General features: G+C 42.0%; 20 protein-coding genes and 2 pseudogenes. 11 read left to right on the top strand and 11 right to left on the bottom strand.

Going from position 1 to position 25306, the window contains the following annotated elements:
• Together V7L29_RS16620 and glgB are read left to right on the top strand one after the other, a co-directional pair.
• Positions 1-180 (top strand): hypothetical protein (locus V7L29_RS16620; protein ID WP_334736178.1); only part of this gene is annotated, 180 nt, incomplete at its 5' end.
• A 101-nt stretch (positions 181-281) separates the two neighbouring features.
• On the top strand, positions 282-2573 hold the full coding sequence (glgB, locus tag V7L29_RS16615; RefSeq protein WP_334690721.1) for a 1,4-alpha-glucan branching enzyme: 2292 nt from the start codon (positions 282-284) through the stop codon (positions 2571-2573).
• A gap of 376 nt (positions 2574-2949) precedes the next feature.
• Here the strand turns inward: glgB and V7L29_RS16610 are convergent, their stop codons facing one another.
• A complete protein-coding gene (locus V7L29_RS16610) occupies positions 2950-3426 on the bottom strand; it encodes a hypothetical protein (protein ID WP_334736179.1) in 477 nt (158 codons plus the stop codon).
• 366 nt (positions 3427-3792) lie between these two features.
• Here V7L29_RS16610 and V7L29_RS16605 point away from each other — a divergent pair, with 366 nt between their 5' ends.
• Positions 3793-4101, top strand: coding sequence for a HigA family addiction module antitoxin (locus V7L29_RS16605; RefSeq protein ID WP_334736177.1), 309 nt, complete (start codon positions 3793-3795; stop codon positions 4099-4101).
• Positions 4102-4209: 108 nt separating this feature from the next.
• Here V7L29_RS16605 and V7L29_RS16600 read toward each other — a convergent pair.
• The 3 genes and pseudogenes from V7L29_RS16600 to V7L29_RS16590 all read right to left on the bottom strand — a co-directional run bounded on the left by V7L29_RS16600 (position 4210) and on the right by V7L29_RS16590 (position 8085).
• Positions 4210-4421 (bottom strand): annotated as a pseudogene (locus V7L29_RS16600) (type II toxin-antitoxin system HicB family antitoxin).
• Complete coding sequence (locus tag V7L29_RS16595) at positions 4390-7302, bottom strand: HEAT repeat domain-containing protein (protein WP_334736176.1); 2913 nt, start codon at positions 7300-7302, stop codon at positions 4390-4392. The pseudogene V7L29_RS16600 and the gene V7L29_RS16595 overlap by 32 nt, the downstream one beginning before the upstream one ends.
• A 33-nt stretch (positions 7303-7335) precedes the next feature.
• Positions 7336-8085 (bottom strand): hypothetical protein, encoded by a 750-nt coding sequence (locus V7L29_RS16590; protein ID WP_334736175.1) that lies wholly within the window; start codon positions 8083-8085, stop codon positions 7336-7338.
• A 251-nt stretch (positions 8086-8336) separates the two neighbouring features.
• Here V7L29_RS16590 and V7L29_RS16585 point away from each other — a divergent pair, with 251 nt between their 5' ends.
• Both V7L29_RS16585 and V7L29_RS16580 read left to right on the top strand, forming a co-directional pair.
• A complete protein-coding gene (locus tag V7L29_RS16585) occupies positions 8337-9119 on the top strand; it encodes a Uma2 family endonuclease (RefSeq protein WP_334736174.1) in 783 nt (260 codons plus the stop codon).
• Positions 9120-9197: 78 nt separating this feature from the next.
• Positions 9198-10052 carry an HIT family protein gene (locus V7L29_RS16580; RefSeq protein WP_334736173.1) on the top strand — a complete coding sequence of 285 codons (855 nt, stop codon included), beginning with the start codon at positions 9198-9200 and terminating at the stop codon, positions 10050-10052.
• A gap of 107 nt (positions 10053-10159) precedes the next feature.
• On the opposite strand, the pseudogene V7L29_RS16575 reads toward V7L29_RS16580, so the two are convergent.
• Positions 10160-10900 (bottom strand): annotated as a pseudogene (locus V7L29_RS16575) (Uma2 family endonuclease).
• Between the two features lie 707 nt (positions 10901-11607).
• Here V7L29_RS16575 and serA point away from each other — a divergent pair.
• The 5 genes from serA (at position 11608) to V7L29_RS16550 (ending at position 17747) form a co-directional block, all read left to right on the top strand.
• Entirely contained in the window at positions 11608-13188 is a 1581-nt protein-coding gene (gene serA / locus V7L29_RS16570) for a phosphoglycerate dehydrogenase (RefSeq protein WP_334690727.1), read from the top strand.
• Between the two features lie 232 nt (positions 13189-13420).
• Positions 13421-14341, top strand: a complete 921-nt coding sequence (prmA, locus tag V7L29_RS16565; protein ID WP_334690728.1) for a 50S ribosomal protein L11 methyltransferase — start codon at positions 13421-13423, stop codon at positions 14339-14341.
• A 996-nt stretch (positions 14342-15337) separates the two neighbouring features.
• On the top strand, positions 15338-15478 hold the full coding sequence (locus V7L29_RS16560) for a hypothetical protein (protein ID WP_334690729.1): 141 nt from the start codon (positions 15338-15340) through the stop codon (positions 15476-15478).
• Between the two features lie 20 nt (positions 15479-15498).
• Positions 15499-16299, top strand: a complete 801-nt coding sequence (locus V7L29_RS16555; RefSeq protein WP_334736172.1) for an SDR family NAD(P)-dependent oxidoreductase — start codon at positions 15499-15501, stop codon at positions 16297-16299.
• A gap of 242 nt (positions 16300-16541) precedes the next feature.
• Positions 16542-17747 carry a zinc-dependent alcohol dehydrogenase gene (locus V7L29_RS16550; RefSeq protein WP_334736171.1) on the top strand — a complete coding sequence of 402 codons (1206 nt, stop codon included), beginning with the start codon at positions 16542-16544 and terminating at the stop codon, positions 17745-17747.
• Positions 17748-18595: 848 nt separating this feature from the next.
• On the opposite strand, the gene V7L29_RS16545 is transcribed toward V7L29_RS16550, so the two are convergent.
• The 4 genes from V7L29_RS16545 to psaC all read right to left on the bottom strand — a co-directional run bounded on the left by V7L29_RS16545 (position 18596) and on the right by psaC (position 22221).
• Complete coding sequence (locus V7L29_RS16545) at positions 18596-18856, bottom strand: hypothetical protein (RefSeq protein ID WP_334736170.1); 261 nt, start codon at positions 18854-18856, stop codon at positions 18596-18598.
• A gap of 94 nt (positions 18857-18950) precedes the next feature.
• Positions 18951-19526 (bottom strand): Uma2 family endonuclease, encoded by a 576-nt coding sequence (locus tag V7L29_RS16540; RefSeq protein WP_334736169.1) that lies wholly within the window; start codon positions 19524-19526, stop codon positions 18951-18953.
• A gap of 108 nt (positions 19527-19634) precedes the next feature.
• Positions 19635-21518, bottom strand: a complete 1884-nt coding sequence (gene glmS, locus V7L29_RS16535) for a glutamine--fructose-6-phosphate transaminase (isomerizing) (RefSeq protein ID WP_334736168.1) — start codon at positions 21516-21518, stop codon at positions 19635-19637.
• Positions 21519-21975: 457 nt separating this feature from the next.
• Positions 21976-22221 carry a photosystem I iron-sulfur center protein PsaC gene (gene psaC / locus V7L29_RS16530; protein ID WP_015175986.1) on the bottom strand — a complete coding sequence of 82 codons (246 nt, stop codon included), beginning with the start codon at positions 22219-22221 and terminating at the stop codon, positions 21976-21978.
• A gap of 627 nt (positions 22222-22848) precedes the next feature.
• Between psaC and V7L29_RS16525 the strand changes: the two genes are divergently transcribed.
• The gene (locus V7L29_RS16525) at positions 22849-23856 is read left to right on the top strand and encodes a class I SAM-dependent methyltransferase (protein ID WP_334736167.1); all 1008 of its coding nucleotides are present in this window, start codon (positions 22849-22851) and stop codon (positions 23854-23856) included.
• A gap of 54 nt (positions 23857-23910) precedes the next feature.
• Here the strand turns inward: V7L29_RS16525 and V7L29_RS16520 are convergent, their stop codons facing one another.
• Both V7L29_RS16520 and V7L29_RS16515 read right to left on the bottom strand, forming a co-directional pair.
• The gene (locus V7L29_RS16520; protein ID WP_334736166.1) at positions 23911-24093 is read right to left on the bottom strand and encodes a hypothetical protein; all 183 of its coding nucleotides are present in this window, start codon (positions 24091-24093) and stop codon (positions 23911-23913) included.
• 167 nt (positions 24094-24260) lie between these two features.
• Positions 24261-24431 (bottom strand): hypothetical protein, encoded by a 171-nt coding sequence (locus V7L29_RS16515; RefSeq protein ID WP_334736165.1) that lies wholly within the window; start codon positions 24429-24431, stop codon positions 24261-24263.
• Positions 24432-25306: the final 875 nt, after the last annotated feature.

Below are 25306 nucleotides of genomic sequence, written 5' to 3'. Positions count from 1 at the left end.
ATTTGCCCCCCTCTCCCAATTTTGGGAGAGGGGTTGGGGGTGAGGGTCAAACCTGGAAAGTTCGCCAAATCTAGCTTTCACGTTAAGTTGACACCAATGGCCGCCAAACCCCTCCAACGCAGTGGCTCCTCCATGCCCAATGCCCCAAAAAGATTGATGACTTATTCTGAGGTACGATAACGGTGGCAATAAAATTGCAAATAAATGTAAAGAATATATAAATATATATAGATGTTAAAAAAGTAGATTTAGTCAATCACGTTATTTCACTAGGTAGCTTCATGTCCATGACCACGATCGCCTCTGAACAGGTTAACCGCATTGTTTGGAATCAGCATAACGATCCGTTTGAAATACTAGGTTCTCATCCTATAGAACAAGATGGCAAAACTGTCTGGGCTGTGCGGGCCTACCTACCAAATGCAAGTGCAGTATGGGTAGTTCTTCCTGAACAACGCAAGGAATACCCCATGCAAACAGTGCATCATCCCCACTTTTTTGAATGCACGATTGAAATCGCAGAACTAGCAAACTACCAGTTACGGATTAAAGAAGGGGAACATGAGCGTGTCATTTATGACCCTTATGCTTTCCGTTCTCCCCGCTTGACAGACTTTGATTTGCATTTGTTTAGTGAAGGTAACCATCACCGGATTTACGAGAAACTGGGAGCGCACCCCACGGAAATAGGCGGCGTTAAGGGCGTTTATTTTGCTGTTTGGGCACCTAACGCCCGTAATGTTTCATTGCTGGGAGATTTCAACTTCTGGGATGGGCGTAAACACCAGATGCGTAAAGGCCCCACCGGAATTTGGGAATTATTTATTCCTGAAATCGGCGTGGGAGAGCATTACAAATACGAAATCAAAAACTTTGAAGGACACATTTACGAAAAATCCGATCCCTACGGTTTCCAGCAAGAAGTCCGCCCGAAGACAGCATCGATTGTCACTGATTTAGATGCTTACGCTTGGAGTGATGAAGATTGGATGGAAAAGCGGCGTCACACTGACCCCCTTAAAGAGCCTGTCTCAGTCTACGAAGTGCATTTAGGCTCTTGGTTACACGCTTCGAGTGCAGAACCAGCTAAACTGCCAAATGGTGAAACTGAACCTGTAGTTGTCGTTTCTGGACTAAAGCCGGGCGCACGCTTCCTTACCTACCGGGAATTTGCTGACCGACTCATTCCTTATGTCAAAGAATTAGGATATACCCATCTAGAATTGCTACCCATTGCGGAGCATCCCTTTGATGGTTCTTGGGGTTATCAAGTAACTGGGTACTATGCCCCTACCTCCCGTTTTGGTAGCGCGGAAGATTTCATGTATTTTATTGACAAATGTCACCAAAATGATATAGGGGTAATTGTGGATTGGGTTCCTGGTCACTTCCCCAAAGATGGACATGGTTTAGCTTTCTTTGATGGTAGCCACCTATACGAACACGCTGACCCCCGCAAAGGCGAACACAAAGGATGGGGTACTTTGGTGTTCAACTACGGTCGCCATGAAGTCAATAATTTCTTAGCAGCAAACGCTCTCTTCTGGTTCGACAAGTACCACATTGACGGGATTCGTGTCGATGCTGTTGCCTCGATGCTCTATAACGACTATTGCCGCGAACCAGGAGAATGGCTGCCCAATCAGTATGGCGGTAGAGAAAACCTAGAAGCAGCAGATTTTCTACGTCAGGTAAATCACACCATCTTCAGCTATTTCCCCGGCATTCTCTCAATTGCTGAAGAATCCACTTCCTGGCCAATGGTATCTTGGCCCACCTACACAGGCGGACTTGGCTTTAACTTGAAGTGGGATATGGGGTGGATGCACGATATGCTGGATTACTTCCACATGGACCCTTGGTTCCGTCAGTTCCACCAAAACAATGTCACCTTTAGTATGTGGTACAACCACAGCGAGAACTTCATGCTGGCGCTGTCTCACGATGAAGTGGTGCATGGCAAGAGCAATATCATCGGTAAAATGCCGGGGGATACATGGCAGAAGTTAGCTAATGTGCGTTGTTTATTTACCTATATGTTTGCTCACCCAGGCAAGAAAACCATGTTTATGAGCATGGAGTTTGGACAGTGGAGTGAGTGGAATGATTGGACAGATTTGGAGTGGCATTTATTGCAGCATGAGGCGCACCAACAGTTAAAAACGTTTTTCCATGATTTGAATTATCTTTACCGTTCTGAACCAGTTTTGTACACTCAGGATTTTGCTGAACCGGGGTTTGAGTGGATTGACTGTAGTGATAACCGCCATAGTGTAGTTGCCTTCATGCGTCGCGACAAGGATTCTGATGATTTTGTGATCGTGGTTTGCAATTTTACACCGCAACCCCATTCTCACTACCGCATCGGTGTACCGCAAAAGGGATTTTATACCGAGTTGTTCAATAGTGATGCGCGTAAGTATGGCGGCAGCAATATGGGCAACTTAGGTGGTAAGTGGACGGATGAGTGGTCTTTGCACAATCGTCCCTATTCGCTGGATTTGTGTTTGCCACCTTTGGGTGTGTTAATTCTCAAGTTGGATAAAAAGAAGACTGCTGAGGTGATGGGATAACAATTTGGGGTGGGCGTCTAGTCTAGCCCGCCCTTAACCAAAGGCAGACAAGATGTCCACCTCACAAGATTGGCTAATTTATTTGTTGGTAATCTTCAAAGACTCATTAATGAGTATCAAAGGTAGATGAATGCAGCTAAAAGACTCATTAATGAGTATTAAAGGTGGATGAACGGAGCTAAAAGACTCATTAATGAGTATTAAAGGTGGATGAATGGGGCTAAAAGACTCATTAATGAGTATCAAAGGTAGATGAATGGAGCTAAAAGACTCATTAATGAGTATCAAAGGTGGATGAATGGAGCTAAAAGACTCATTAATGAGTATCAAAGGTGGATGAATGGGGCTAAAAGACTCATTCACGAGTATTAATTTATCAAGAGCCGGAAGTTTTTGCAGCTCTGCCTGTACTAATAGCTTTAAAGCGATCGCTCAACAGTTCTGCTACAGTTTTTAAGCCTGGAGTCTTTTTCGCTGCTGTCTTAACGTAATCATAAACTGTCAAACTGCCGAGCATCGCTTCGCTACCGACTGCCAATAGGGTATCATCTACTTGTTCGGTGAGTTGCCGGATTGAGATTAAAAGTTCGCTGAGTGTGGTAGCTAGTTGATAATCTTGGATAAATTGCTCAATGTCAAAGCTGGGTGGGAGAATTTCACGGTTAGACTGAGCAGCGTTGACGCTATTGGTAACAAAAGTTAGGCTTTTATCGCCCATTTTGAATAACTTGCGGCGTTCTTGTGCGGTTAAAGCAATGAGAAAGGGTATCTTTTGTTGGATTATTTGTAGCGCTGCTTTAATTTCTTGGATATCTTCTGGCGAAAGAGTGCCTGTAATATTGCGATCGGCCATCGTATAATTACCTGGGGATACTAGAGAGTTAGTAGCAAGATTTGCTAAGTATATGATTCCCAAAGTAAATGCGATTTCTACGACGGGCATAGCTGCGGCACATCTTCTAAGAAGATTATCAAACAAATGATGCTGTTGGTTAAACCAACAAACTATAACTTAGGATTATTTGGGTAGATGTCAAAGGAGCGCTTTTTTGGAGTTTTGCTAATTTTTACGACTGTTCTAGTGTTTTCGGCTTGGGTAACAGTTCACCATGTGTATCTGCTCAAGATGATTCATTCAATATATCTAAAAGTTCTTGAGCAATTTTGAAAGCCTGCTGTCGTCGCGGTTTTGACCAAGGCAATTTGCCTGTAAATAATCATGAATAAGAACCGTCTGCCAAATATCCACCCTGGAGAAATCCTAAAACTAGAATTTTTAGAGCCACTAAATATTACCCCTTATCGATTAAGCAAAGATATAGGTGTAGCTCAGACAAGAATTAGTGAAATTTTATCTGGAAAACTTACTATCACAGCAGATACAGCTTTGCGTTTATCTCGCTATTTTGGTAACAGCGCTCAGTTTTGGTTGAATTTACAAACGCAATACGATAGACGTCAAGCTCTTGAAGAAAATGCAGAAGTTTATAATCAAATACCTACACTTTCGTTTAATGATTTAACCTAATATTTCTACAAACATCATGACTATGCCTAGCTGAGTTGCAGATAATTTCATCGCTGATCCAAAAAATTGAATTCATCTAATTACGAATTACGAATTACGAATTACGAATTATGTTAACGACTTTTCTAGCGTTTTTGGCTCTGGTAGAGGTTGAGCGTCTGCCAAAGATGATTTAATCAGCATTTCTAAAACTTCTTGAGCATTTTTGAAAGCTTTTTCGTAAGTATCTCCGTGAGTCTGAATAACTCTCCCCATTCAGGAAGACTTACAACAAAACACTCATCTTCATCAGACCACTGAATAACGATTGTATATTTCATTCTTCTGAAACATAATCAACTTCTGTTGAGCAAAGTTTCGCACTTGCTCATCTGGGTCATTCTCTGCTCTGTCGCGCAACAGTGGTAAAGTCTGGGGATGCTGAGGAAATTGCTTGATAATTATCTCAAGTGCAACCCGTCGAGGGTTGGGTTGCGACCAAGGATCATGGCTACCCTCAAAGGAGTCATTTACAGCACAGTTGTAGTAAATTTCAAATAACTCAGGTTGATATCTGAAGTGTTTAGCTAATGCATTGATGGCTACATGTCGTACATACTGATGATTATCAGCAGTGGCACGGTCTTTGAGAAACAAGCGGGTGTCCAGGTCTTCTTTGAAATATCTGGCTAATGCTTCGATGGCTGCACCTCGCCCATCCTCATGATTATCAGCAGTGGCACGGTCTTTGAGAAACGAGCGGGTGTCCGGGTCTTCTTTGAAATTGCTGGCTAATGCTTGGATGGCTGCAAGTCGCCCAAACTCATGATTATCAGCAGTGGCACGGTCTTTGAGAAACGAGCGGGTGTCCGGGTCTTCTTTGAAATTGCTGGCTAATGCTCGGATGGCTGCAAGTCGCCCATACTGATGATTATCAGCAGTAGCGCGGTTTTTGAGAAACGAGCGGGTGTCCGGGTGATCTTTGAAATTGCTGGCTAATGCTCGGATGGCTGCACCTCGCCCATCCTGATGATTATCAGCAGTGGCGCGGTCTTTGAGAAACGAGCGGGTGTCCGGGTGATCTTTGAAATTGCTGGCGAATGCTTCGATGGCTGCACCTCGCACATTCCCAGAATTATCAGCAGTGGCGCGGTCTTTGAGAAACGAGCGGGTGTCCGGGTCTTCTTTGAAATTGCTGGCTAATGCTTCGATGGCTGCACGTCGCACATACCATTCATTATCAGCAGTGGCGCGGTCTTTGAGAATCGAGCAGGTATCCGGGTCATCTTTGAAATTGCTAGCTAATGCTTCGATGGCTGCACCTCGCACCTCCCTTTCATTATCAGCAGTGGCGCGGTCTTTGAGAATCGAGCAGGTATCCGGGTCATTTGGGAAATTGCTAGCTAATGCTTCGATGGCTCCATGTCTCACATAGCTATCATTATCACCAGTGGCGCGGTCTTTGAGAATCGAGCGGGTGTCGGAGTCATCTTTGAAATTGCTAGCTAATGCTTTGATGGCTCCATGTCTCACATAGCTATCATTATCACCAGTGGCGCGGTCTTTGAGAAATAAGCGGGTATCCGGGTCATCTTTGAAATTACTGGCTAATGCTTCGATGGTTGCACCTTGCACTCTCCCTAGATTATCATTAGTGGCACAGTCTTTGAGCCAGTATAAGGTTTTGCTGTTATCTTTCCAAATTGCAGCGATTATTGCAAGAGCTTGAGTGCGAATTTCCTCGGATAACTTTTTTTCATGATACATATAGGGATTGTAATAGTACCAGAGGTCATATTTAGTTAAGTTTTTAAGCCTGTCAAGCAATTTATTAGCCACTGACGCAATTACCGAGCGATTTCTCACTTCTGCAAGACAGTTAGCCGCTAAAAACAGGTTGATAAATTTTTCCGCTTCCCCATCTTGCACCATTAAGTAATCAAGAATTTCACCAACAAACTTAACATCAATCATTCCCGCAATTAGCCGCAACACCTCATGCCAAGTTTCATCTTGCCAGTGTTTGCCAAAAACTTCAGTTTTGAGAAACTCAATTGTAATACTGCGTTCCTTCTCAAACTGCCAGACAAACTCCCAAGCACAGAAATATTCTAAAAAAGTCCGATGCACAAAAGCATAGTAATCTGCACCCAAGAAACATAAAATAAAGTTGCGAGTCCGCAGTTGATTAATCATCACCCGCGCAACTTCTCTAGCTTGAGTGATTTCTAGACTTTTGAAATAGTCAGTCAAAATCTTCTCTAAATTACCTACACTAATCAAATTACCAGCCAAACCTTTATCCCCGGTTTGCATACGATAGGCAACCTGACGCAACATCGCTTGCTTATCTTTATAATCAATAATTTTAGGATCTAACCTCTTGTCTTCTTGCAAAGCACGTTCCACATCCCATTGATGCAGCAGTACCCGCGATGCTTGTTCATAAAGTGTCGCTCTATCTCTTGGCAATTCCTGATTCCGATTCAGAATCGCCATCATCGTCAACAACAGAGGATTTCCTGCTAGTTCTGCAATAGATTGTGAAGTCTCAATCCCTATTTTTAGCCGTTCCCGTTTTCTAACTTTATCCGCAGTATCGATAAAAGTTAACTCATGCCAGCGGTAAATAAAATCCTGAATTTGTTCTGGTTCTAAATCTTGCAATATAAAGTGGTGAAACTCAGCATCTCGCAAACGTTGCGGTTTGTAGCCAATCACGCGAGAAGTGACAATAACCTGCACATCACGATATTCATTAGTGAAGCGATGAATATCAGTAATTACATCTTCTCGTTGAGCAGGATCAAATACCTCATCCAAACCATCGAACATCACCAAAGCCTTACCACTCTTTAGCTGTTGGTGCAGTTGATGTTGATTGAGGTGAGAAATCACACCACTACATTTATGAAAAAATTCGAGAAAATTATCACACTCTTTATCCTCCCGCCGCCGCATATAAGTGCGTAACTCAATCAGCACAGGAATCGGTAGAGATAAAGAATTATTCAGAGGACTCCTAGCCCAATTTAATGCCAAGTATTTTAATAAAGTAGATTTCCCAGAACCAGGGTCGCCCAGAATCACGATATATTTATTAGTCTGCTGCTCATTGACAATATCCATTACAGAACGTTTCGGTTGTTCTAAATAAACTCGTTTGTAGCGTTCTAATTCTTCTAACTCAACTTCTGCTTCCAGTTCGTTAGTTTCTCGCAATCTTCGCAGATGTTCTTTCGGCAGTTCGTGAATTCAGGGAATAACTTGGTGAATTTCCCGGACATTTTGTGCTATGAATATATCCCAGACTTTGAGTTTATCTCGATAATCATAGGTACTCGTATCTAAACTGTCTAAATTAAGATTGCTATAGGTTTCCTTAATAGCTTCTTGGTATCTTTCCAAATCAAAATCAGGAATAATGCCGACTATCTCTGTTGTGTTGTTCTGGATTTTGTCTAAATTTCGAGAATCCAGAATCTCCCGCAGTTCAGGGACTCCTATAATAATCTCTTTAACCTTTTGCAGATATTTCCTAGCAATCCGTTTCCAGTTAAAATCATCCGGTAACGGGTATGAGGCATTAAGTTGATACCAAATTGTTTCTAATGCTTTGGTGTCTATAGCTTGAGAGTCATCTTTAAAAGCAGTTCCCAAAATTCCTTTGACTTCTGGATGCTTCAAAAATTTATTTAGCGGCTGCTCATACTTTTTAATTTCATCTTCAGCAAGTTCACTATCATCTAAATCCTGCTGCATGAGTTCCAAAAATTCTGTTACAGCCATGACAACAGCTTTCTCCAGGGGTTCTCGCTTAAAAGGCGCGGTTACAGCATTATTAAGCTTAAAAGGCGCGGTTACAGCATTATTAAAGATATTTTTGAAAAAATCTTTAGCGTAGTCCTTGACTAAATCCTTGACAAATTCTTCGCTGATAATAGTTTTGACCAGAAATCCAACCGTTTTTTGACCTATCCAGAGAGTGAACCATTCAAATATCATACTCACGCCTGTTAAGTGCTTGACTACGAGTATTATATACACCTGTCTAAGGAATATTTCTAGATTTCTGGGTTTTTAGGGAGTGCGAGTCTACTTATCCAAAACTTAAGATTATCTGGATTTATATGCTGCGATCGCACAAAACTATAGTTAACACGAGCATTCTCTTTATCTCTAAGCTTAAGAGCAACGCTAGCTAAACATTTGTTTAAAATAACTAATAACTGTGCATTGATATTAGGAGTAATTCTATGGTTCTACAAGTTAACCCTATCCAAAAAGAACCAATTGTTACTTGGGAAGCACTCCCAGCCGACTTCATTTTACCTGACGATCCAGTGGAAAATATTCAACAACCTGCGATCGCTGCTGCGCTTACCGATGCTTTGGGAAGCACAGGACGCATCCAACCCCAGATGCTGATTGGCTCTAATTTTGGACTTGTAGCCACAGTTAACAAAAAAATAGTCGTTAAAGCACCAGACTGGTTTTACGTTCCTCAAGTGCAACCTGTAGCCGCAAATGTAGTTCGTCGCAGCTATACCCCAAATTTAGAAGGCGCTGCTGTGGCTGTAGTGATGGAATTTCTCTCAGATACAGAAGGTGGAGAACTATCAGTCCGTTCAACTCCACCCTACGGTAAACTCTATTATTACGAAAAGATTCTCCAAGTTCCAACTTACGTAACCTATGACCCTTACGAACCAAGCATAGAACTACGCTGCTTGCAAAATGGACAATATACTTTGCAGCAAGCAGACGCCAATGGACGTTACTGGATTCCTGAGTTAGAGTTATTTCTCGGAATTTGGCAAGGTGAAAGATTATGTCAAACTATGAATTGGCTGCGTTGGTGGGATACAGAAGGAAATTTGCTGTTGTGGAGCAGCGAACAAGCCCAACAAGAACGCCAACGTGCTCAACAAGAACGCCAACGTGCTCAACAGGAAAGCCAACGTGCAGAACAAGAACGCCAACGTGCTGATATATTAGCAGCTAAGTTACGTGAGCTAGGTATTGACCCTGATGCGTAGACCTAGCCCGTCGTAGACATTGCATAACCTAAACAAATGCTGGGAATAATAATTTTGGGACATCAGCACCAAAATTCCATGAAACAGCAAAAAAATCAGTTCAGCCATCTTACTGCGATCGAAAGAAGTTATCTATCATTTCCTGCACAGTTTTTATTAAATCAAAACCTTCTCCAAGGCAAAATACTAGACTTTGGTTGTGGCTTTGGTAATGATGTTAAAATATTGCGCCAAAAAGGTTGTGATATTACAGGCTATGACCCTTATTATTTTCCAGAATATCCTGATACTAAATTCGATACAATAATTTGCTTTTATGTTTTAAATGTTTTATTTCTTGAAGAACAAACTAATGTTCTTATGGAAGTATCACATTTATTAAAGCCAGGGGGTAAAGCTTATTATGCTGTAAGAAGGGATATCAAAAGAGAAGGGTTTCGAGAACATTATGTCCATAAGAAACCTACCTATCAGTGTCTTGTCAAACTTCCCTTTCCTTCAGTTTGTTTAGATGAACATCGGGAATTATATGAGTATGCTCATTATAATCATCAGCGAAATTCATCTAATTATTGTATATTCTGTAATCCCCATAAAACTCTAAAAATCTTAACTGAATCAGCAACTGCTTATGCTATTTTTGATGGCTATCCAATAAGTAAAGGACATGTTTTGGTTATTCCCAAACGTCATGTTAGCAGTTATTTTGAATTACCATTGAAAGAGCAATCTGCTTGCTGGTTTATGGTGAACAAAGTACAAGAAATTCTCAAAGCAGAATTTGAACCTGATGGTTTTAACGTAGGAATGAATATTAACAGAGCCGCCGATCAAAATATTATGCACGCTAGTATTCATATTATCCCTCGTTACAAAGGTGATACTGTTGGTTCTAAAAGTGGAATCAGGAACGTTATTCCTAAAAAGCAATAGTTTTTTTTACTGACAGCTTCCAGTAACAAACCCGGATTTATAGCAAATATATAAATTTGAAAACCTTGATTTTTCAGTCTTGTTGAAAATATTACAAAATATTTCAGTTAACCCAGATTATTTGGATCTATTCCCAGCGCTCTTAATTGTTCTGTTAATTGTTGCACCCGTAGTTCTGCAACTTCAGCGCGTTGTATTTCTTGTTGAGCGCGTTGTGTCTGTTGTTGAGCGCGTTGTACTTCTTGTTTTATTTGTTCTGCGGGCGTGAGATACCGTTGTCCTTGCTCATCATACCAATACATCCATTCCCGCGTTACACCGCTATAATTTCCCCTTTCGCAACCAATTCCTAAGCCAATCTCTGGTAGCCAAACGGGGTTTTCTGCTTGCAATTCATACTTACCATTAACCAACTTATGTACTTCTAGATGCGGTTTGCGGCGGCGACGAGAGGAATAAATCACGTAATAAAGTACACCCAAAGCTGCATATTCATCCAATTTAGTAGTGTATTCCTTGCGATAATTTTGGGAAACTACTTCTAGGACGAAAATCGGTATAACATTTTCATCCCACAGCACCTAACTGGGACGCAGTTCCTCATCATAAAACCGCTCTACCCCTAAGCTCAAAAATCCATCTGGCACAATGGGCGGTTTATCGGGGTGATAATAAATACCCATATCTATGGCAAAGAGCCAGTCCATGCGTTCTGACCAAAGTACCAGCAGAATCGCCTTCAGCAAGCCTGGTATCAATTCTTGCAGTTCATTATCCACAGGCGTTTCATCAGAGTCTGGTAGTTCCTCGGCTGAGGGCAAGTACCTTGGCAAGTTGTACTCTAATATGGCTGGTTTCCCTAAAACTCAACTGATACTTGGCTATATTTGGTTCACCAGAATTATAACGATTTACCCGTTAGTTTTGAGTTAGGAGCAGAAAAAATTCTTGTAGGAGAAAACGGCTAGGAACTAGAGTACTGACACTAACTTGCAACTTTTAACTAGTAGACAATCTTACAATTTACCGCAATCATCACCCAGAAAATTTATCTAGTGCCTAAATTTTAACTGTCACAATCCCGACCATCTTGAAGATGCAATGTTTGACTTTGACTAAGAAATACTACTTGTAGTCATGCGAAACAGTCGAGGTTTGGCGGATATAATAGTTACTTGCTCGTTTGTTAGTTATGCACAGTCAGGGTAAAGCTAAAGTTGCAGCCTAGTCAAGAATACAGGCGCTTACGCCCAAGCCAGTCAGCTGTTTAAACGTGACAAAATTTTGGTAACTCTTAACTATTAATAAATATATAGGTGCTTAGTGCTATTCATGCTTTATATTTAGCGACAGGGTGGTGCAAACAGCCACTCATGTTCAAATACTTAGGAGCCAGTACCTACCGAAAGTAACTCACGCTTCGATACCATCAGCATGTAGTGTAAGTAAAGGTTAAGTTGATATTAAAACGAATAATTTTTACTCAATTGCCACAGATAAAGACTAAACTAAAAAGTCTTGTGCAGCAAAACCTGTAGCTTTAAATGAAGTAATCATGTCTAAGGTTCTTGTCTCAGATTCTATTGACCAAGCTGGAATTGACATTCTTTCGCAAGTTGCTACCGTTGATGTCAAAATAGGTCTAAAACCAGCCCAACTGCTCGAAATTATTGGTGAGTATGACGCGCTGATGATTCGCTCTAGTACGCGCGTCACTCAAGATATCATTGAAGCCGGCACGCAGCTAAAAATCATCGGTCGTGCTGGTGTGGGTGTGGATAATGTGGATGTTCCCGCTGCCACACGCCGGGGAATTGTGGTAGTCAATTCTCCAGAGGGAAATACAATTGCCGCCGCCGAACATGCGCTAGCGATGATTTTGGCCTTGTCTCGCCACATCCCCGATGCTAACGCTTCGGTGAAACGCGGTGCGTGGGATCGCAATAGCTTTGTCGGCGCGGAAGTCTACAAAAAAACTCTCGGCGTTGTCGGCTTGGGCAAAATTGGCTCCCATGTTGCCACTGTAGCTAGGACAATGGGGATGAAACTCCTAGCTTATGACCCTTTTATTTCTACAGACCGAGCCGAACAACTTGGCTGTCAGCTAGTGGAGCTAGATTTACTCTTCCAGCAAGCAGACTATATCACCCTACACATCCCTAAAACCCCAGAAACCACCCACTTAATCAATGCCACAACCCTGGCAAAGATGAAACCCACAACCCGGATTATCAACTGCGCTCGTGGTGGGATCATTGATGAAGTAGCTTTAGCAGCAGCTCTAAAAGCGGGTAAAATAGGCGGTGCAGCCTTGGACGTGTTCGAGTCAGAACCACTGGGTGAATCTGAGTTGCGATCGCTAGGTAAAGAAATCATCCTCACCCCCCATTTGGGAGCCTCTACCGCAGAAGCTCAAGTGAATGTGGCTATTGATGTTGCCGAACAAATTCGGGATGTACTTTTAGGACTACCAGCACGTTCAGCCGTCAACATTCCTGGACTTGGCCCCGATGTGTTGGAAGAACTCAAACCATACATGCAATTAGCAGAAACTCTAGGTAATCTGGTGGGACAGCTAGCTGGCGGACGCGTGGAAGTACTCAATATTCGACTGCAAGGGGAACTCGCGAGCAACAAAAGTCAGCCTTTGGTGGTAGCTGCCCTGAAAGGATTACTTTACCAAGCTTTGCGGGAACGGGTAAATTACGTAAATGCCAGCATAGAAGCTAAAGAACGCGGAATTCGAGTGATTGAAACCCGTGATGCTTCAATTAGAGACTATGCCGGCACGCTTCATCTAGAAGCCACGGGTACTTTAGGTACTCATTCTGTCACAGGCGCTTTGTTGGGTGAGCGGGAAATCCACCTGACTGATGTTGACGGTTTCCCAATTAATGTCCCACCCAGCAAATATATGTTGTTTACCCTGCACCGCGATATGCCGGGGATTATCGGCAAACTTGGTTCCCTACTCGGCAGTTTTAATGTGAATATTGCCAGTATGCAAGTAGGTCGTAAAATCGTCCGTGGTGATGCGGTAATGGCTTTGAGTATAGATGACCCCTTACCTGAGGGCATTTTGGATGAAATTATTAAAGTCCCTGGTATTCGGGACGCGTATACAGTAACACTTTAATTTTGGATTTCGGACTTCGGCTCCTTTCGGCTTACCTCGGCTTACTTCGGCTTCTCTACGAGACGCTACGCGCAGCTTGCTTCCCCGTAGGGGTACGCTCAAGGCAAGTCGCTCAGTCGAACGATTTTAGATTTTGGATTGGTAATGGCTAATTGCTCATTGTTTTTCGCATTGGTCATTAACCGTTACCTAGTCCCCAATCTAAAATCTAAAATCTAAAATCTAAAATTATATGGCAAACACCTGGTGGGAACTACAGATTTTATGTGAGCCAGACCTAGAAGATTCTATATTTTGGCGACTGGAAAATTTTGGCTGCCGTGGTACAGCTAGTGAAAACAAAGGAAATTCATCTTTAGTAAGAGCTTACTTGCCGACAATTCAAACGCAGCTACTAGATTTGGCAGCGCTGTCGCTGTGGCTGCGTCAAGATGCCCTCTGTGTAGGACTTTCATCTCCCTCGCTGCAATGGCAGTTGATTGATGAGGAAGATTGGGCGACTAGCTGGAAACAATATTGGCATCCGCAAGAAATAGGCGATCGCTTCCTAATTAACCCTGCGTGGCTACCATTACCAGAAACAACCGAACGGTTAGTGATTCGTCTTGACCCTGGTGTAGCATTTGGTACAGGCAACCATCCCACCACTCAGCTATGTTTGGAATCCCTGGAAATGCGGCTGAGTGGAGTTCCTCAGTCGTTTGTGGGTAATAGTAACAAACATGAACATCTGGTAATTGCGGATATTGGCTGTGGTTCTGGTATCCTTTCCATTGGGGCGCTGCTATTGGGAGCCGAGAAAGTCTATGCAGTGGATACTGACCTTTTGGCAGTGCAATCAACCATCAGCAATGGTGTCCTGAACGACATTAGCCCAGAACGTTTACTACCAGCACTGGGAAGTGTAGATGTTTTGACAAAACTAGTTTCTCAACCAGTGGACGGCATTGTATGCAATATTTTGGCTAATGTGATTATTGAGTTGGTTCCCCAAATAAGTGCGATCGCTAAACTTGAGACTTGGGCTATCTTCAGTGGTATTTTACTGGAACAATCTAAAGCTGTTGCTGACGCTTTAGAACAAAATGGTTGGGTCGTTGCTACCCTGTGGAAACGCAAAGAATGGTGTTGCTTGAATGTCCGGCGTTCTTAAATCAGTGGATACTAGTACCGCAAGGCGGAAGTCAAAAGTCAAAAGTATTATAGAATAAGCTCTTTAGGGCTTTTCAATGGTCTGCTTATTTCCGCCGTGCTGTACTAGAAGGTTTTCCTTGTAAGAATTTGGAAATATTTGCTCCAAGATTCAGTGGCTATTACATCCCAAGTGCCAAATTCCTATCAACAACTTGAGTTTGCTAGGTGTGCGAGCGCCATAAATTGTGTTTGTTATTCTAGACAAATACACATGTAAATAAATAATCCGGTTAAACAATTTCTCAACTAAAATACCTAATATCGCCTAAATTGCAAAATAAAACGATTGAACTATTTAAACTAACTCTCTTTAGTAAACTTAATTTTCAGCAAAAAACTGTCATAAAACGGTTAAATAATTTTATAAACCCTTTAGAAGTAAACGTTTGAGCTAATTAAATTAGTGCAAGATTAAGTTGAGAAGTTCTACTGCGGCGAAAAATCACACGATCTCATTTATTAAAAATCAAATTCTGTATGGGAGTGATAATTATTATCATAAAGAGAATTGCTGGTAAGCTATTTTTGTGCAAGTCCTAAGCATACAACTAGACTCAATACTTAATCAGCCCTTCAACAGAGATCGGCAATCACTATAAACATCCTTACGCTAGAGATTATTAACAAACTGTCTTTCTAAGATGAAATAGCATCTTTAGGAGATTAATGTCATGAGCCAGCCTCAACTGCACCAAGTAAATCCACAGGTGCAGCAGTGTATTCAAATTTCGCTAGATTGTCGTAGCACCTGTTTGAACACCATAACCTCTTGCCTTGAGGGCAACCAACTACTCTAACGTCACACATGAATTCTTTGGCATGGGAGCCGTGGTTGACAAGGCAAAGCAGACAGTTAGCGTAAAGCCTGCGGCATAGCTACGCTTAGGGCACAGCCTAAGAAGAGAAGCGGCAGCCTGACTGCTCTCTGGATTTAATAAATAAGTGCAATAAGCAAATGAAGTGTGCAACCGCTGTGTACTGGCAAATACAGAATTTTGATCAGCTGCAAGAAGACATCATTCTAGATGTCTTTAAAGGATTGAAACAATTCTTTAGCACAGGCAATTCCATCAGTGGTTTGGAGTATAAGAAGTAAAAGCAAAGGAGTAAAACATCATGGACAGTTCATTGAGCCGCCCCCTAGCTGTCGTGACGGGTGCCTCCAGTGGCATCGGTTACGAACTTGCCAAACAATTTGCCCAAAATGGTTTTGATCTCTTAGTTACGTCTACGGGTTCAAGCATCAATGAGGCGGCTGTTGCCTTCAAGGAGTTGGGTGCTAAAGTCGAGACGGTGCAAGCCGATCTTGCGACCTATGACGGAGTTGAGATGCTTTACGACAAGATTAAGGCAATCGGGCAACCCGTGGATGCGATCGCAATCAACGCAGGTGTCGGTATTGGGGGCGAGTTTACCAAGACCGATTTGCAGGAAGAACTCAATCTGATTGAGCTAAACGTCACCTCAACGGTTCATCTTGCCAAACGAGTCGTGAAAGACATGGTTGATCGCAAGAAGGGCAGAATTCTCTTTACCTCATCGATTGTCTCCCAGATGCCCAGTCCGTTCCAGGCAGTTTATGCAGCATCCAAGGCATTCGTTCACTCCTTCTCAGAGGCAATCCGCAAAGAATTGAAGGACACTGGTGTTACCGTCACCGCGCTCATGCCCGGAGCTACTGAAACCAACTTCTTCCACCGTGCAGGGCTGGACAACACAAAAGTGGGTTCGGACAAAAAGGATGACCCAGCCCTTGTCGCCAAGCAGGGGTTTGAGGCTCTGATGGCAGGTAAAGATAGTGTACTTGCAGAATCGCTGAAGACGAAGATTCAAGGCACTGTAAGCCAATTATTGCCTGATACAGTCACTGCTGAACAGAACCGCAAGCTTAATGAACCCGGATCAGCTAATAAGTAAGCTGCATGAAGCTGCTGTGCTTGCTTTAAGCTCTTATGTCTTCTCAAGATCACAGCATGATCATCGATCGCTCACCTCACTATCAACCAGAATAGACAGCATCAAACAGTAAAACAACATCCCAAAATTATCTGGTTAAGCGTCGAATCGAAAGTGATGACAGCAGGACGCGAAAATTCAACACAGTCTCGGTAGATAGATTTCACATTTAACGAACAACTTAACTTTAGGAAACTCAAGCAATGAAAGCAGTTTGTTGGCAAGGTACGAACAAGGTGGAAGTTGAAACTGTACCCGATCCCAAAATCATTAATCCGCGTGATGCGATCGTGAAAATCACCTCAACAGCGATCTGCGGCTCCGATTTGCATCTGTATAACGGCTTCAACCCCACAATGAAACCGGGCGACATCTTAGGGCATGAATTCATGGGAGAAATCGTTGAACTAGGCAGTGCTTTTAAAAATGGAAATATTCATAACAAAGGCAAAGCCCTTGCCATAGGCGATCGCGTCGTTGTTCCCTTTACGATTTCCTGTGGATCGTGTTTCTTTTGCAATCGGGATTTATGGTCGCTGTGCGATAACTCCAACCCCAATGCTTGGATGGCGGAGCAAATGATGGGTCATTCCCCATCAGGTCTTTTCGGCTACTCTCATTTGACAGGAGGTTACGCAGGAGGTCAAGCGGAATATGCCCGCGTTCCCTTTGCCGATGTCGGGTTATTCAAGATTCCTGATGGACTGGCAGATGAACAAGTGCTGTTTTTCACTGATATTTTCCCTACTGGTTATATGGCAGCAGAAAATTGTGACATCCAACCAGGAGATACGGTTGCGATTTGGGGTTGCGGTCCAGTTGGGCAGTTTGCGATCAGAAGTGCCTTCATGCTGGGTGCTGGGCGCATCATTGCCATTGATCGCGTTCCCGAACGGCTCCAGATGGCTTCATCCGGTGGAGCAGAAGTTTTAAACTATGAAGAAATCGAGGTAGGTGAAGCCCTCAAAGAAATGACTGGGGGTTTGGGTCCCGATTCGGTCATGGATGCGGTGGGAATGGAAGCTCACGGTATGGGTTTGGAAGGCTTCTATGACAAGGCGAAGCAAGCAGTACGAATGGAAACTGATCGACCCAATGTATTGCGTCAAGCGATCGTTGCTTGTCGTAAGGGCGGCACGGTGTCGGTTCCCGGTGTTTACACGGGCTTTGTAGACAAGATGCCGATGGGTGCTTTCATGAACAAAGGCTTAACCATGAAAACAGGACAGACGCACGTGCATCGGTATTTGCAGACGCTACTCGATCACGTTCAAAATGGCGATATTGACCCCTCATTCGTCATCACCCACCGTCTGCCGCTAGAGCAAGCCCCGCACGGCTACGAAATCTTCAAGCATAAGCAGGACAACTGCATCAAGGTCGTGCTCAAGCCGGGTCAGGCTGCTTGAAACTTACGCTCTACATAAACACTGTGATCAACGGTAGTACTTATTTGCCGTTGATTTGAGCAGTGTATTTAGAGGAATATGCCATGAGTGTCAAAATCAAAGTTGTTTTCTGACAACCTTTGTTCATACTGTTTTCTATGTAAAAGTATAAAAAAGTTGTACAATTTTGCAGTTTGTAACCCCTATATTACCGTTGGCATTCACGCGACTTATAAAAATAAAGTTGTACAATTTTCCAAAAATTCGTCATATTGATAAATAAAAAAGTTGTATAATTCCTCAAAAGCTAGCCTTGTAAGGGTTTAGAACTATTTACTACAAGATTCAATGGCGATCGCAGTAATTGATTTCCTGATGCAAGGCTAATTGCTCTTTGTACCAACGCTATCGCAGAGGGTGCGATCGCTCACATTGGAAGCATTGCTGAATCACGGGATGATTCCGCTCAGTTTGGAACGAATTTTCAATGGTTTCAACCGCCAATTAATCCCGCATTTATGCAACGCCAAATTACCAATCATCGCCAGATGTTAAACAATCTTGATAAAATTCTCCCAAAAGTCACAATCTATTCACTAGAACTCTCTTTTCACAAAAAAAATTGAAACTAATTTATGGAATTATAAACTTCGGTTAACTTTGATTACAGAAAAAGCACGTCAAAATAATCAGTTGAATTTTTTAGAAAAATTTAGCGACCTAGCCGAAAAAAATATTTACAACAAATACCAAATATATTGAAAATGTGCAGCTTGTGTTGCAACTTTTAGAAAATACAATTAAGGCTACTCGCAGTTGCATAGAAGCTGAAAAATATGAAAGCGATTGCAATTTTCAAGAATTAGTAGCTATCGCCGATTCAGTAATAGCAACAACATCTCTACTACAATCAACTGCCAAATATTTTGTAGTAAAGAAAGTATGAAAGATATTTTTCCTGAAATTCCTTGTTTTTGCAACAACCCTTTCAGCTCCAGTCTGATAGTTGGAATAATTGTTGGTTTTGTGGTTTGGTTGGTGAGAAAACGATTGCGATAAGCGAAGCTTAAGCCTTCTCCTTTGGAGACGCTATCGCGAACGGCTATCGTGAGATTATGTAATATCCTCACTAATCGAATTTATTGACTGATCGACTAAAATAACTTTTTCGTAAACACTACCAGGTATTGCGTAGGCGTAGCCCAACCTAAGCATCACTATTTTCTAACCAACATTACCCGCAGCTAACACTTGTTCAACTGTAAGCGCAATTTCTGGGAAAGTTGCAGACATAATTTGCTGATTTTTGCTAAACTCTTTTTCCTCATACAATCCTTCTGACAACAATAAAATCGTAATTTTTGACTCTATTGGGTCTACAATCCAATATTCAGGAATCTCTAACGCTGCATACTCAGAACGTTTATACCGGTAATCGCGTTTCACTGAATCAAGACTAACAACTTCCACTATTAATAACGGCGCAGACTGACAAACAGCAGACTCATCAAGGAATTCCATCACCTGTTCAGCCGCGACAACATAAACATCAGGCAATCTTGACTTCCGCCATCCCGTTCTCACCCCTGCCTCTCTAAAGCATAACCAAGGTAAACTTAAACGATTGATTTCTGTGTCAAATGTCTGTTCAAGGAATTTAGCAAGCAGTAAATGTCTAAAAGTTGGTGGATTCATGCGTTCTAGTTTTCCATCCACCAGTTCATAACGGCTATCAGTACCATCGTCATAAGCGAGATATTCTTCAAAAGAGTATAGACGCTCTGTAGTTGTCTGTGTCATCGCGCTACTTTTAAATAAAGGTTTTTTTTGAGGTAGTTCTCAAAAAACCATGAGAAATTGCACATTGGTTTGTAGTAGCGCTTAAACGCTACTACCTCTATTAATAGACTATTCCACCGTTACAGACTTGGCCAAATTCCTTGGCTGATCGACATCTAAACCGCGACGGGCGGCAATATGATAAGCCAATAATTGCAAAGGAACTACTGTCAAAATCGGAGAAAGTAACTCTTCTACATGAGAAACGGGAAGAAGATCATTAAAGATTTCCGCAGCTTCGCCATCTTTAACTGGAGTCACGCCAATTAAGCAAGAATCTCTGGCTTTGGCTTCTTGGGCATTTGAAATAACTTTTTCATACACACTACCAGGGATTGCGATCGCAACTACTGGTACTTTCGCATCTAATAAGGCGATGGGGCCATGTTTCATCTCTCCAGCCGGATACCCTTCGGCGTGAATGTAGCTGATTTCTTTTAATTTCAACGCCCCTTCCAAAGCAATGGGGAAGTTAATTCCTCTTCCCACAAAAATGAAATCTTTGGTTTCGGCGAATTCATGGGCTAGCTGTTCAGTTAAACGTTCCTGACTTTCCAAAGTTGCCTCAATTTCTTTGGGAATCTGCCGCAACCCGTTAATAATTCTCTCTAATGTATCTTTTGAAAGTGTTTGACGACGAGCTGCTAAATCCAATGCCAAAGCATAAAATGCCATCAGTTGGGCGGTAAAAGTTTTCGTTGCCGCTACTCCAATTTCAATTCCCGCTAGAGTACTGATGACATGTGATACCAATTGACCGAGGCTACTTTCGGGGCGATTGGTAATGCCTAGTAGTCGCGCTTGATATTTGGGTTCTTTTCCTTGGCGACGTTCTTTTTCCATCGTCAAAGCTGCTAGAGTATCGGCTGTTTCACCTGATTGGGTAACACCAACAATTAACGTGTCAGCCGTCAAGGGTGATGGTGCATAGCGATACTCAGAAGCATAATGCACCTGAGTTGAAATTCCTGCTAGTTGTTCGATTAAATATTTTCCGATTAATGCTGCGTGCCAACTTGTACCACAGGCGACGATATGAATTTGTTCTAAATCCTTGTATAAATCCGCAGGTAAACCAAGATTGATTGGCGATTCGGTAGATTCTCCAAGATTAGTAAAGTATGCTTCTAAACTAGCTCTTACTACCCCTGGTTGCTCATGAATTTCTTTGAGCATGAAGTGTTTGAATCCCTGCTTTTCTACCATTGCAAGATTGTAGTTCAGCAGTCGGGGTTGTTTTTTCAACCTGTCGCCAGCAAAATTATAAATCTCAACGCCCAAAGGTGTGAGGCGGGCAATTTCGCCATTTTCCAGAGGTAGCACAGCACGGGTATAGGAAATGATCGCAGGCGTGTCAGACGCGCAAAATAACTCCCCTTGCCCAAAACCAATTACCAAAGGTGCTTGTTGGCGGACAACAATCAATTCATCGGGATAGTCAGCAGAAATAACTGCAAGTGCAAATGCCCCACGCAAGTGGTTAACGGCTTGGCGAATTGCCTCCAGGAAGCGAGATGAGGGAGATGAAGGGGGAAGATTCTTTAATAATTCGGCTATGAGATGGGGAATGACTTCGGTATCAGTTTCAGAACGAAATTCGTGTCCTTTTGCTTTGAGTTCCTCGCGTAACTCGCGGTAATTTTCGATAATGCCATTTTGCACCACCGCCACTCGCTTTGCCGTATCCATGTGGGGATGGGCGTTGTACTCTTCTGGTTTACCATGAGTTGCCCAGCGTGTGTGACCAATACCAATTTGGGCAGGGGTTTCTATTTGTTCGAGTTTAGAACGCAGGTTATACAGTTTGCCCTTTGCCCGCACACAATTAACCTCACCTTCCCAAACAGTGGCAATTCCAGCAGAATCGTAGCCCCTGTATTCTAGTTTTTCCAGCCCAGCTAGTAAAATTTCTGTTGCCGCTTGAGTGCCTATATATCCAACAATTCCGCACATTGTTCACACCGCTTTTTTTCAGGATGATTAAATCCAGTATAGTTAGTAGCACAAACTCGACATTTTGCAAAGAAAAAAGGGAGTAAATTACTCCCTTTACCACTAGATATTACTAAAGGTGCTTTTTATTAAGAAACTTTAAAATTCTTGAGCACTGAGTTCTGAGTTCCGTTAGCTTAACAGGGCGTAGCCCGTGCTGAGTGAAGAATCAAGAAATTGTTTTTTTGATTTACTTCTTTTGCCTCAGGATTTAGAACTCAGGACTCAGCGAGAACTCTGTAGCAAGATCCCGCAGGGTGCGGAGGCTTTCTTTGATGGTCTGTATCACTGCCGAGAGGCGCAAAGGCTTGCACCTCTCCCTTGTGTCCAAAGGAGACAAGACAACCGTTCTGCAAAGAACGGTTGGGCAGTAGACCCGCATCGCGATCAGAAGTTCGGTGACTCAGCACTGAGCTTTTTAGTAAGCCAGACCCATACTGCGAGTTGTTTCAGCGCCCAGGTAAACCCGGATGCTCAAAAAGTCGGTGGGACAAGCGGTTTCGCAGCGCTTACAGCCTACGCAGTCTTCTGTACGGGGCGAAGAGGCAATTTGAGCAGCTTTGCAGCCATCCCAAGGAACCATCTCCAGTACATCAGTAGGGCAAGCGCGGACGCATTGGGTGCAGCCAATGCAGGTATCGTAGATTTTTACGCTATGAGACATTGAAAATACCGCTCCTTTCGAGTGTTCTTCTCTGCGAAAGAATCATAATCAACGCATAGTTTACCGCAGTGGTTGATAGGACGTAATCAAAAGGCTACATAACTTCAAACAATGTAATAAGCACCCTTGATAATTTGTTTTTGCGAGATTATCCCGTTTCCCTATCAATCTGCAACATCACAGGAGCGTATTTACACTATTGCATTACCATAATGTGGTGAAAAAGTAAATATTTATGAAATAAAAGTCAATTTATAAAGCTCACATCGGAGTTATCTATGGTACTTATTACTTAATAACTATGTACAGTTAAATAAACTAATTTGTCACGAAATATTAATTATTATTTAATATTTCAAATTGACTGTGTGTAGAATAATCTGATTTTGCGATCTGCTTACCCGTCAAAACTAGGCGATCACAGTTATTGTTTACGTGATAATTGGCATAAAATAAAATAGATTAATATTTCTAGTACAGTTTATAAATATAGAACTGTTATTTGATTTTTAAAATACATATAGGATGGGCTTTGCCCACTATATCCAGGTTTTGATAGGTAAAGCCTATCCTATATTAATTAAAATTTTTCACAGATCATTTAGAATTGCTATATAGTTGCCTACTATGACTAAATCTCGAAATAAAATGATAGTTAAATGGGGTGTTTTGTTTTCTAAGATTTTTAGGTATGTTATATATTATCCTGAAGATATAATGCGTATAGTTTGGTTTTCTATTTTTCTAGGGTTGTTCTATTTATTTAATTGGCGCTCACCAAATAATACGGAATTTGTTCATTTAGTATATGCATACTTTTTATTTTTTCCGTTGTCAGAGGAAGAACTTTCATTCTACAGAGATAATCTTGATAAAGGAAATTTTTCAAGAATTCAGGTTATTATTTCTTATTTAATGTTACCAATTGGGATTGAACAAAAACTTTTTTCTAGAACAGGCATAGAGGCGCATCACCTTGCAAGGGTGAAACTGGTACAGGAAATATTGCCACCTGCTGAGTATATTCTCGATTTAGGAGGTTCTTGCCCTGGCTCGCCAGAAGGTGCTCTCATGGTTATGGGTTACCCCTACAATCCGCAACAGTTGGATATTGTTGATCTATCACAGGAGGAAAGAATTTATAATCGGCAATTTGAGGAATATCCTCAGCAATTTATAACTCTAGATAATCTCACAAAAATTTATTATATCTATCGCTCAATGGCAGATTTATCTAATTTTCCAGAACATGCCGTTGACCTTGTGTGGTCAGGACAAAGCATTGAGCATGTAACAGAAGAAGAAGCCGAGAAAGTAATTCAAGAAGTCTTTAGAGTCATCAAGCCAGGTGGATCATTTTGTCTAGATACCCCAAATCGCCAGTTGACAAAGCTTTTGGTACGTAGAGGATTTGTACATCCTGAACATAAGATTGAATATACACCTGATGAATTGGTTGCAAAGATTCAAAAAGCTGGTTTTATTATTAAAAAAAAGTTAGCTATTTCTCCAATGCCCTATAGTTTAAAAACCAAAAAGTTTAGCAAGCTGGAATTGATGAACAGTGTTGGGTTTTCGGAAAATGCAAACCAAGGTTTTTCTTTTTTCATCTACTGTAGTAAGCCAAATAACTGATCAGCTGTTCCACATTCTATTTGCCTAATTAGGGTGGGCGTGTTGCCATTGGTGTCAAGTTAAAGCAGATGCCCAGATGTCAAGAGACCTTGCGGCATTGCGTCGGTGTCGTTGGCGAATAGCTTTAACCAAGCCCATAGAACGCTGATGTTCTACTAACCAAGGAATGAGTTGTAATAATGGGTTAAGTAAAAGTGCGCGGTTGAAAAAATACAAACTACGGAACACCATTTCCATAGAAATGCGATAAGCGTGGTTGTTGTAAAGCGATGCCTACAGCGGTAAACTACGCCACATCAGCACACAAGTCATTGAGGACGTAAGTGTTGTACTTGACGATACACTATACTCAACACTATTACTGCCATCATTGGTAGGGTTAGTAAACGTAGGCGTAGCCCGCCCTAGGCATCGCGCAAGCTACGTTCTTTGTCTTTTATCCCTTTGAGATTGGCAAATGTACCTGGACTGATTAATTCAAACAGCCGCGATTCTATCTCTTGGCTTGATGGGGCGAGGACAGTGACTCGATGCCAAAAATCTGGATTCCCTTGTTTTTTACGGGGTTTACTCATGACTAGTATCAACACCTCTGTGTTGGTTTTACCATTGAATTTCTCCCACTTGACAAGACTCTAATTTTCTTAACTTGACACCAATGGCATCTTGCCCGTCCTTATATTTTCGGGCGGGCAGGATGCAATACGCTTGGGTTAAGCCTTTTATGTCTCCCCCTGCTCCCCCTGCTTACCCTAACAGAGAAATGTCCTTAACTGAACGGTATTGGGGCAGGATGCCCACCCCACAAGAATCATCCCTTGATTCAGCAACGCCAAAATCGAAGTTTTTATAACCTATCAATCCCAATTTTTATACTCATAGAAGTTTTCTAACTTGTAATGGGAAAACTAAGGTTATATCCATAAGGAGAAAATCAGATGAGTCAAGAATGCTTCAACAAAAATAACCTAATAGGGAAAACACCTGAACACGCTCTCAGTTTATTAGAAGGAACAAAGTACTGTTTCTTAGGATTAGTCACAGAAAGGACTAAGTATCTAGCGCCAAAAACAAATCTGGAAAACCCTACAGTCTATGCTGTAATAACAAATGGATTAATAAGTGAGATTGTATCGACTCTGAATCAAGAGAACTTCCAGTAGCCAAATTTCCCCGTTTCTACCCATGCCTTCCCACCACCCAAAGGGAGGGCTTTTTTATATGTTTATATTTACATATATTTTATACTTAAATACCCTATCCCCGTCCTGACTTTTCCCGTTATCTTTTTGGCATAAGCTAGCTTTGACCCAAACAGGCGTAGACATCGCAATTATGTAATTTCCCGTGGATGATGGGCAGATTGCATAAAACTTTCAACACTAATGACTATGTTTGTGTCATAATCTAAGTACTTATTAGCTTATTTAATATAAGTAAAAGTGCTTGT

The organism is Nostoc sp., from assembly GCF_036916575.1.
Classification (GTDB): Bacteria; Cyanobacteriota; Cyanobacteriia; order Cyanobacteriales; family Nostocaceae; genus Nostoc.
This window is presented reverse-complemented; position numbering and strand designations above follow the sequence as displayed.

Bases quoted from the DNA above. Each gene is read 5' to 3' on its own strand.
- glgB (WP_334690721.1), top strand. From the start codon at position 282: ATGTCCATGACCACGATCGCCTCTGAACAGGTTAACCGCATTGTTTGG.
- V7L29_RS16610 (WP_334736179.1), bottom strand. From the start codon at position 3,426: ATGGCCGATCGCAATATTACAGGCACTCTTTCGCCAGAAGATATCCAA.
- V7L29_RS16605 (WP_334736177.1), top strand. From the start codon at position 3,793: ATGAATAAGAACCGTCTGCCAAATATCCACCCTGGAGAAATCCTAAAA.
- V7L29_RS16590 (WP_334736175.1), bottom strand. From the start codon at position 8,085: ATGATATTTGAATGGTTCACTCTCTGGATAGGTCAAAAAACGGTTGGA.
- V7L29_RS16585 (WP_334736174.1), top strand. From the start codon at position 8,337: ATGGTTCTACAAGTTAACCCTATCCAAAAAGAACCAATTGTTACTTGG.
- V7L29_RS16580 (WP_334736173.1), top strand. From the start codon at position 9,198: ATGAAACAGCAAAAAAATCAGTTCAGCCATCTTACTGCGATCGAAAGA.
- serA (WP_334690727.1), top strand. From the start codon at position 11,608: ATGTCTAAGGTTCTTGTCTCAGATTCTATTGACCAAGCTGGAATTGAC.
- prmA (WP_334690728.1), top strand. From the start codon at position 13,421: ATGGCAAACACCTGGTGGGAACTACAGATTTTATGTGAGCCAGACCTA.
- V7L29_RS16560 (WP_334690729.1), top strand. From the start codon at position 15,338: ATGAAGTGTGCAACCGCTGTGTACTGGCAAATACAGAATTTTGATCAG.
- V7L29_RS16555 (WP_334736172.1), top strand. From the start codon at position 15,499: ATGGACAGTTCATTGAGCCGCCCCCTAGCTGTCGTGACGGGTGCCTCC.
- V7L29_RS16550 (WP_334736171.1), top strand. From the start codon at position 16,542: ATGAAAGCAGTTTGTTGGCAAGGTACGAACAAGGTGGAAGTTGAAACT.
- V7L29_RS16540 (WP_334736169.1), bottom strand. From the start codon at position 19,526: ATGACACAGACAACTACAGAGCGTCTATACTCTTTTGAAGAATATCTC.
- glmS (WP_334736168.1), bottom strand. From the start codon at position 21,518: ATGTGCGGAATTGTTGGATATATAGGCACTCAAGCGGCAACAGAAATT.
- psaC (WP_015175986.1), bottom strand. From the start codon at position 22,221: ATGTCTCATAGCGTAAAAATCTACGATACCTGCATTGGCTGCACCCAA.
- V7L29_RS16525 (WP_334736167.1), top strand. From the start codon at position 22,849: ATGACTAAATCTCGAAATAAAATGATAGTTAAATGGGGTGTTTTGTTT.
- V7L29_RS16520 (WP_334736166.1), bottom strand. From the start codon at position 24,093: ATGGAAATGGTGTTCCGTAGTTTGTATTTTTTCAACCGCGCACTTTTA.
- V7L29_RS16515 (WP_334736165.1), bottom strand. From the start codon at position 24,431: ATGAGTAAACCCCGTAAAAAACAAGGGAATCCAGATTTTTGGCATCGA.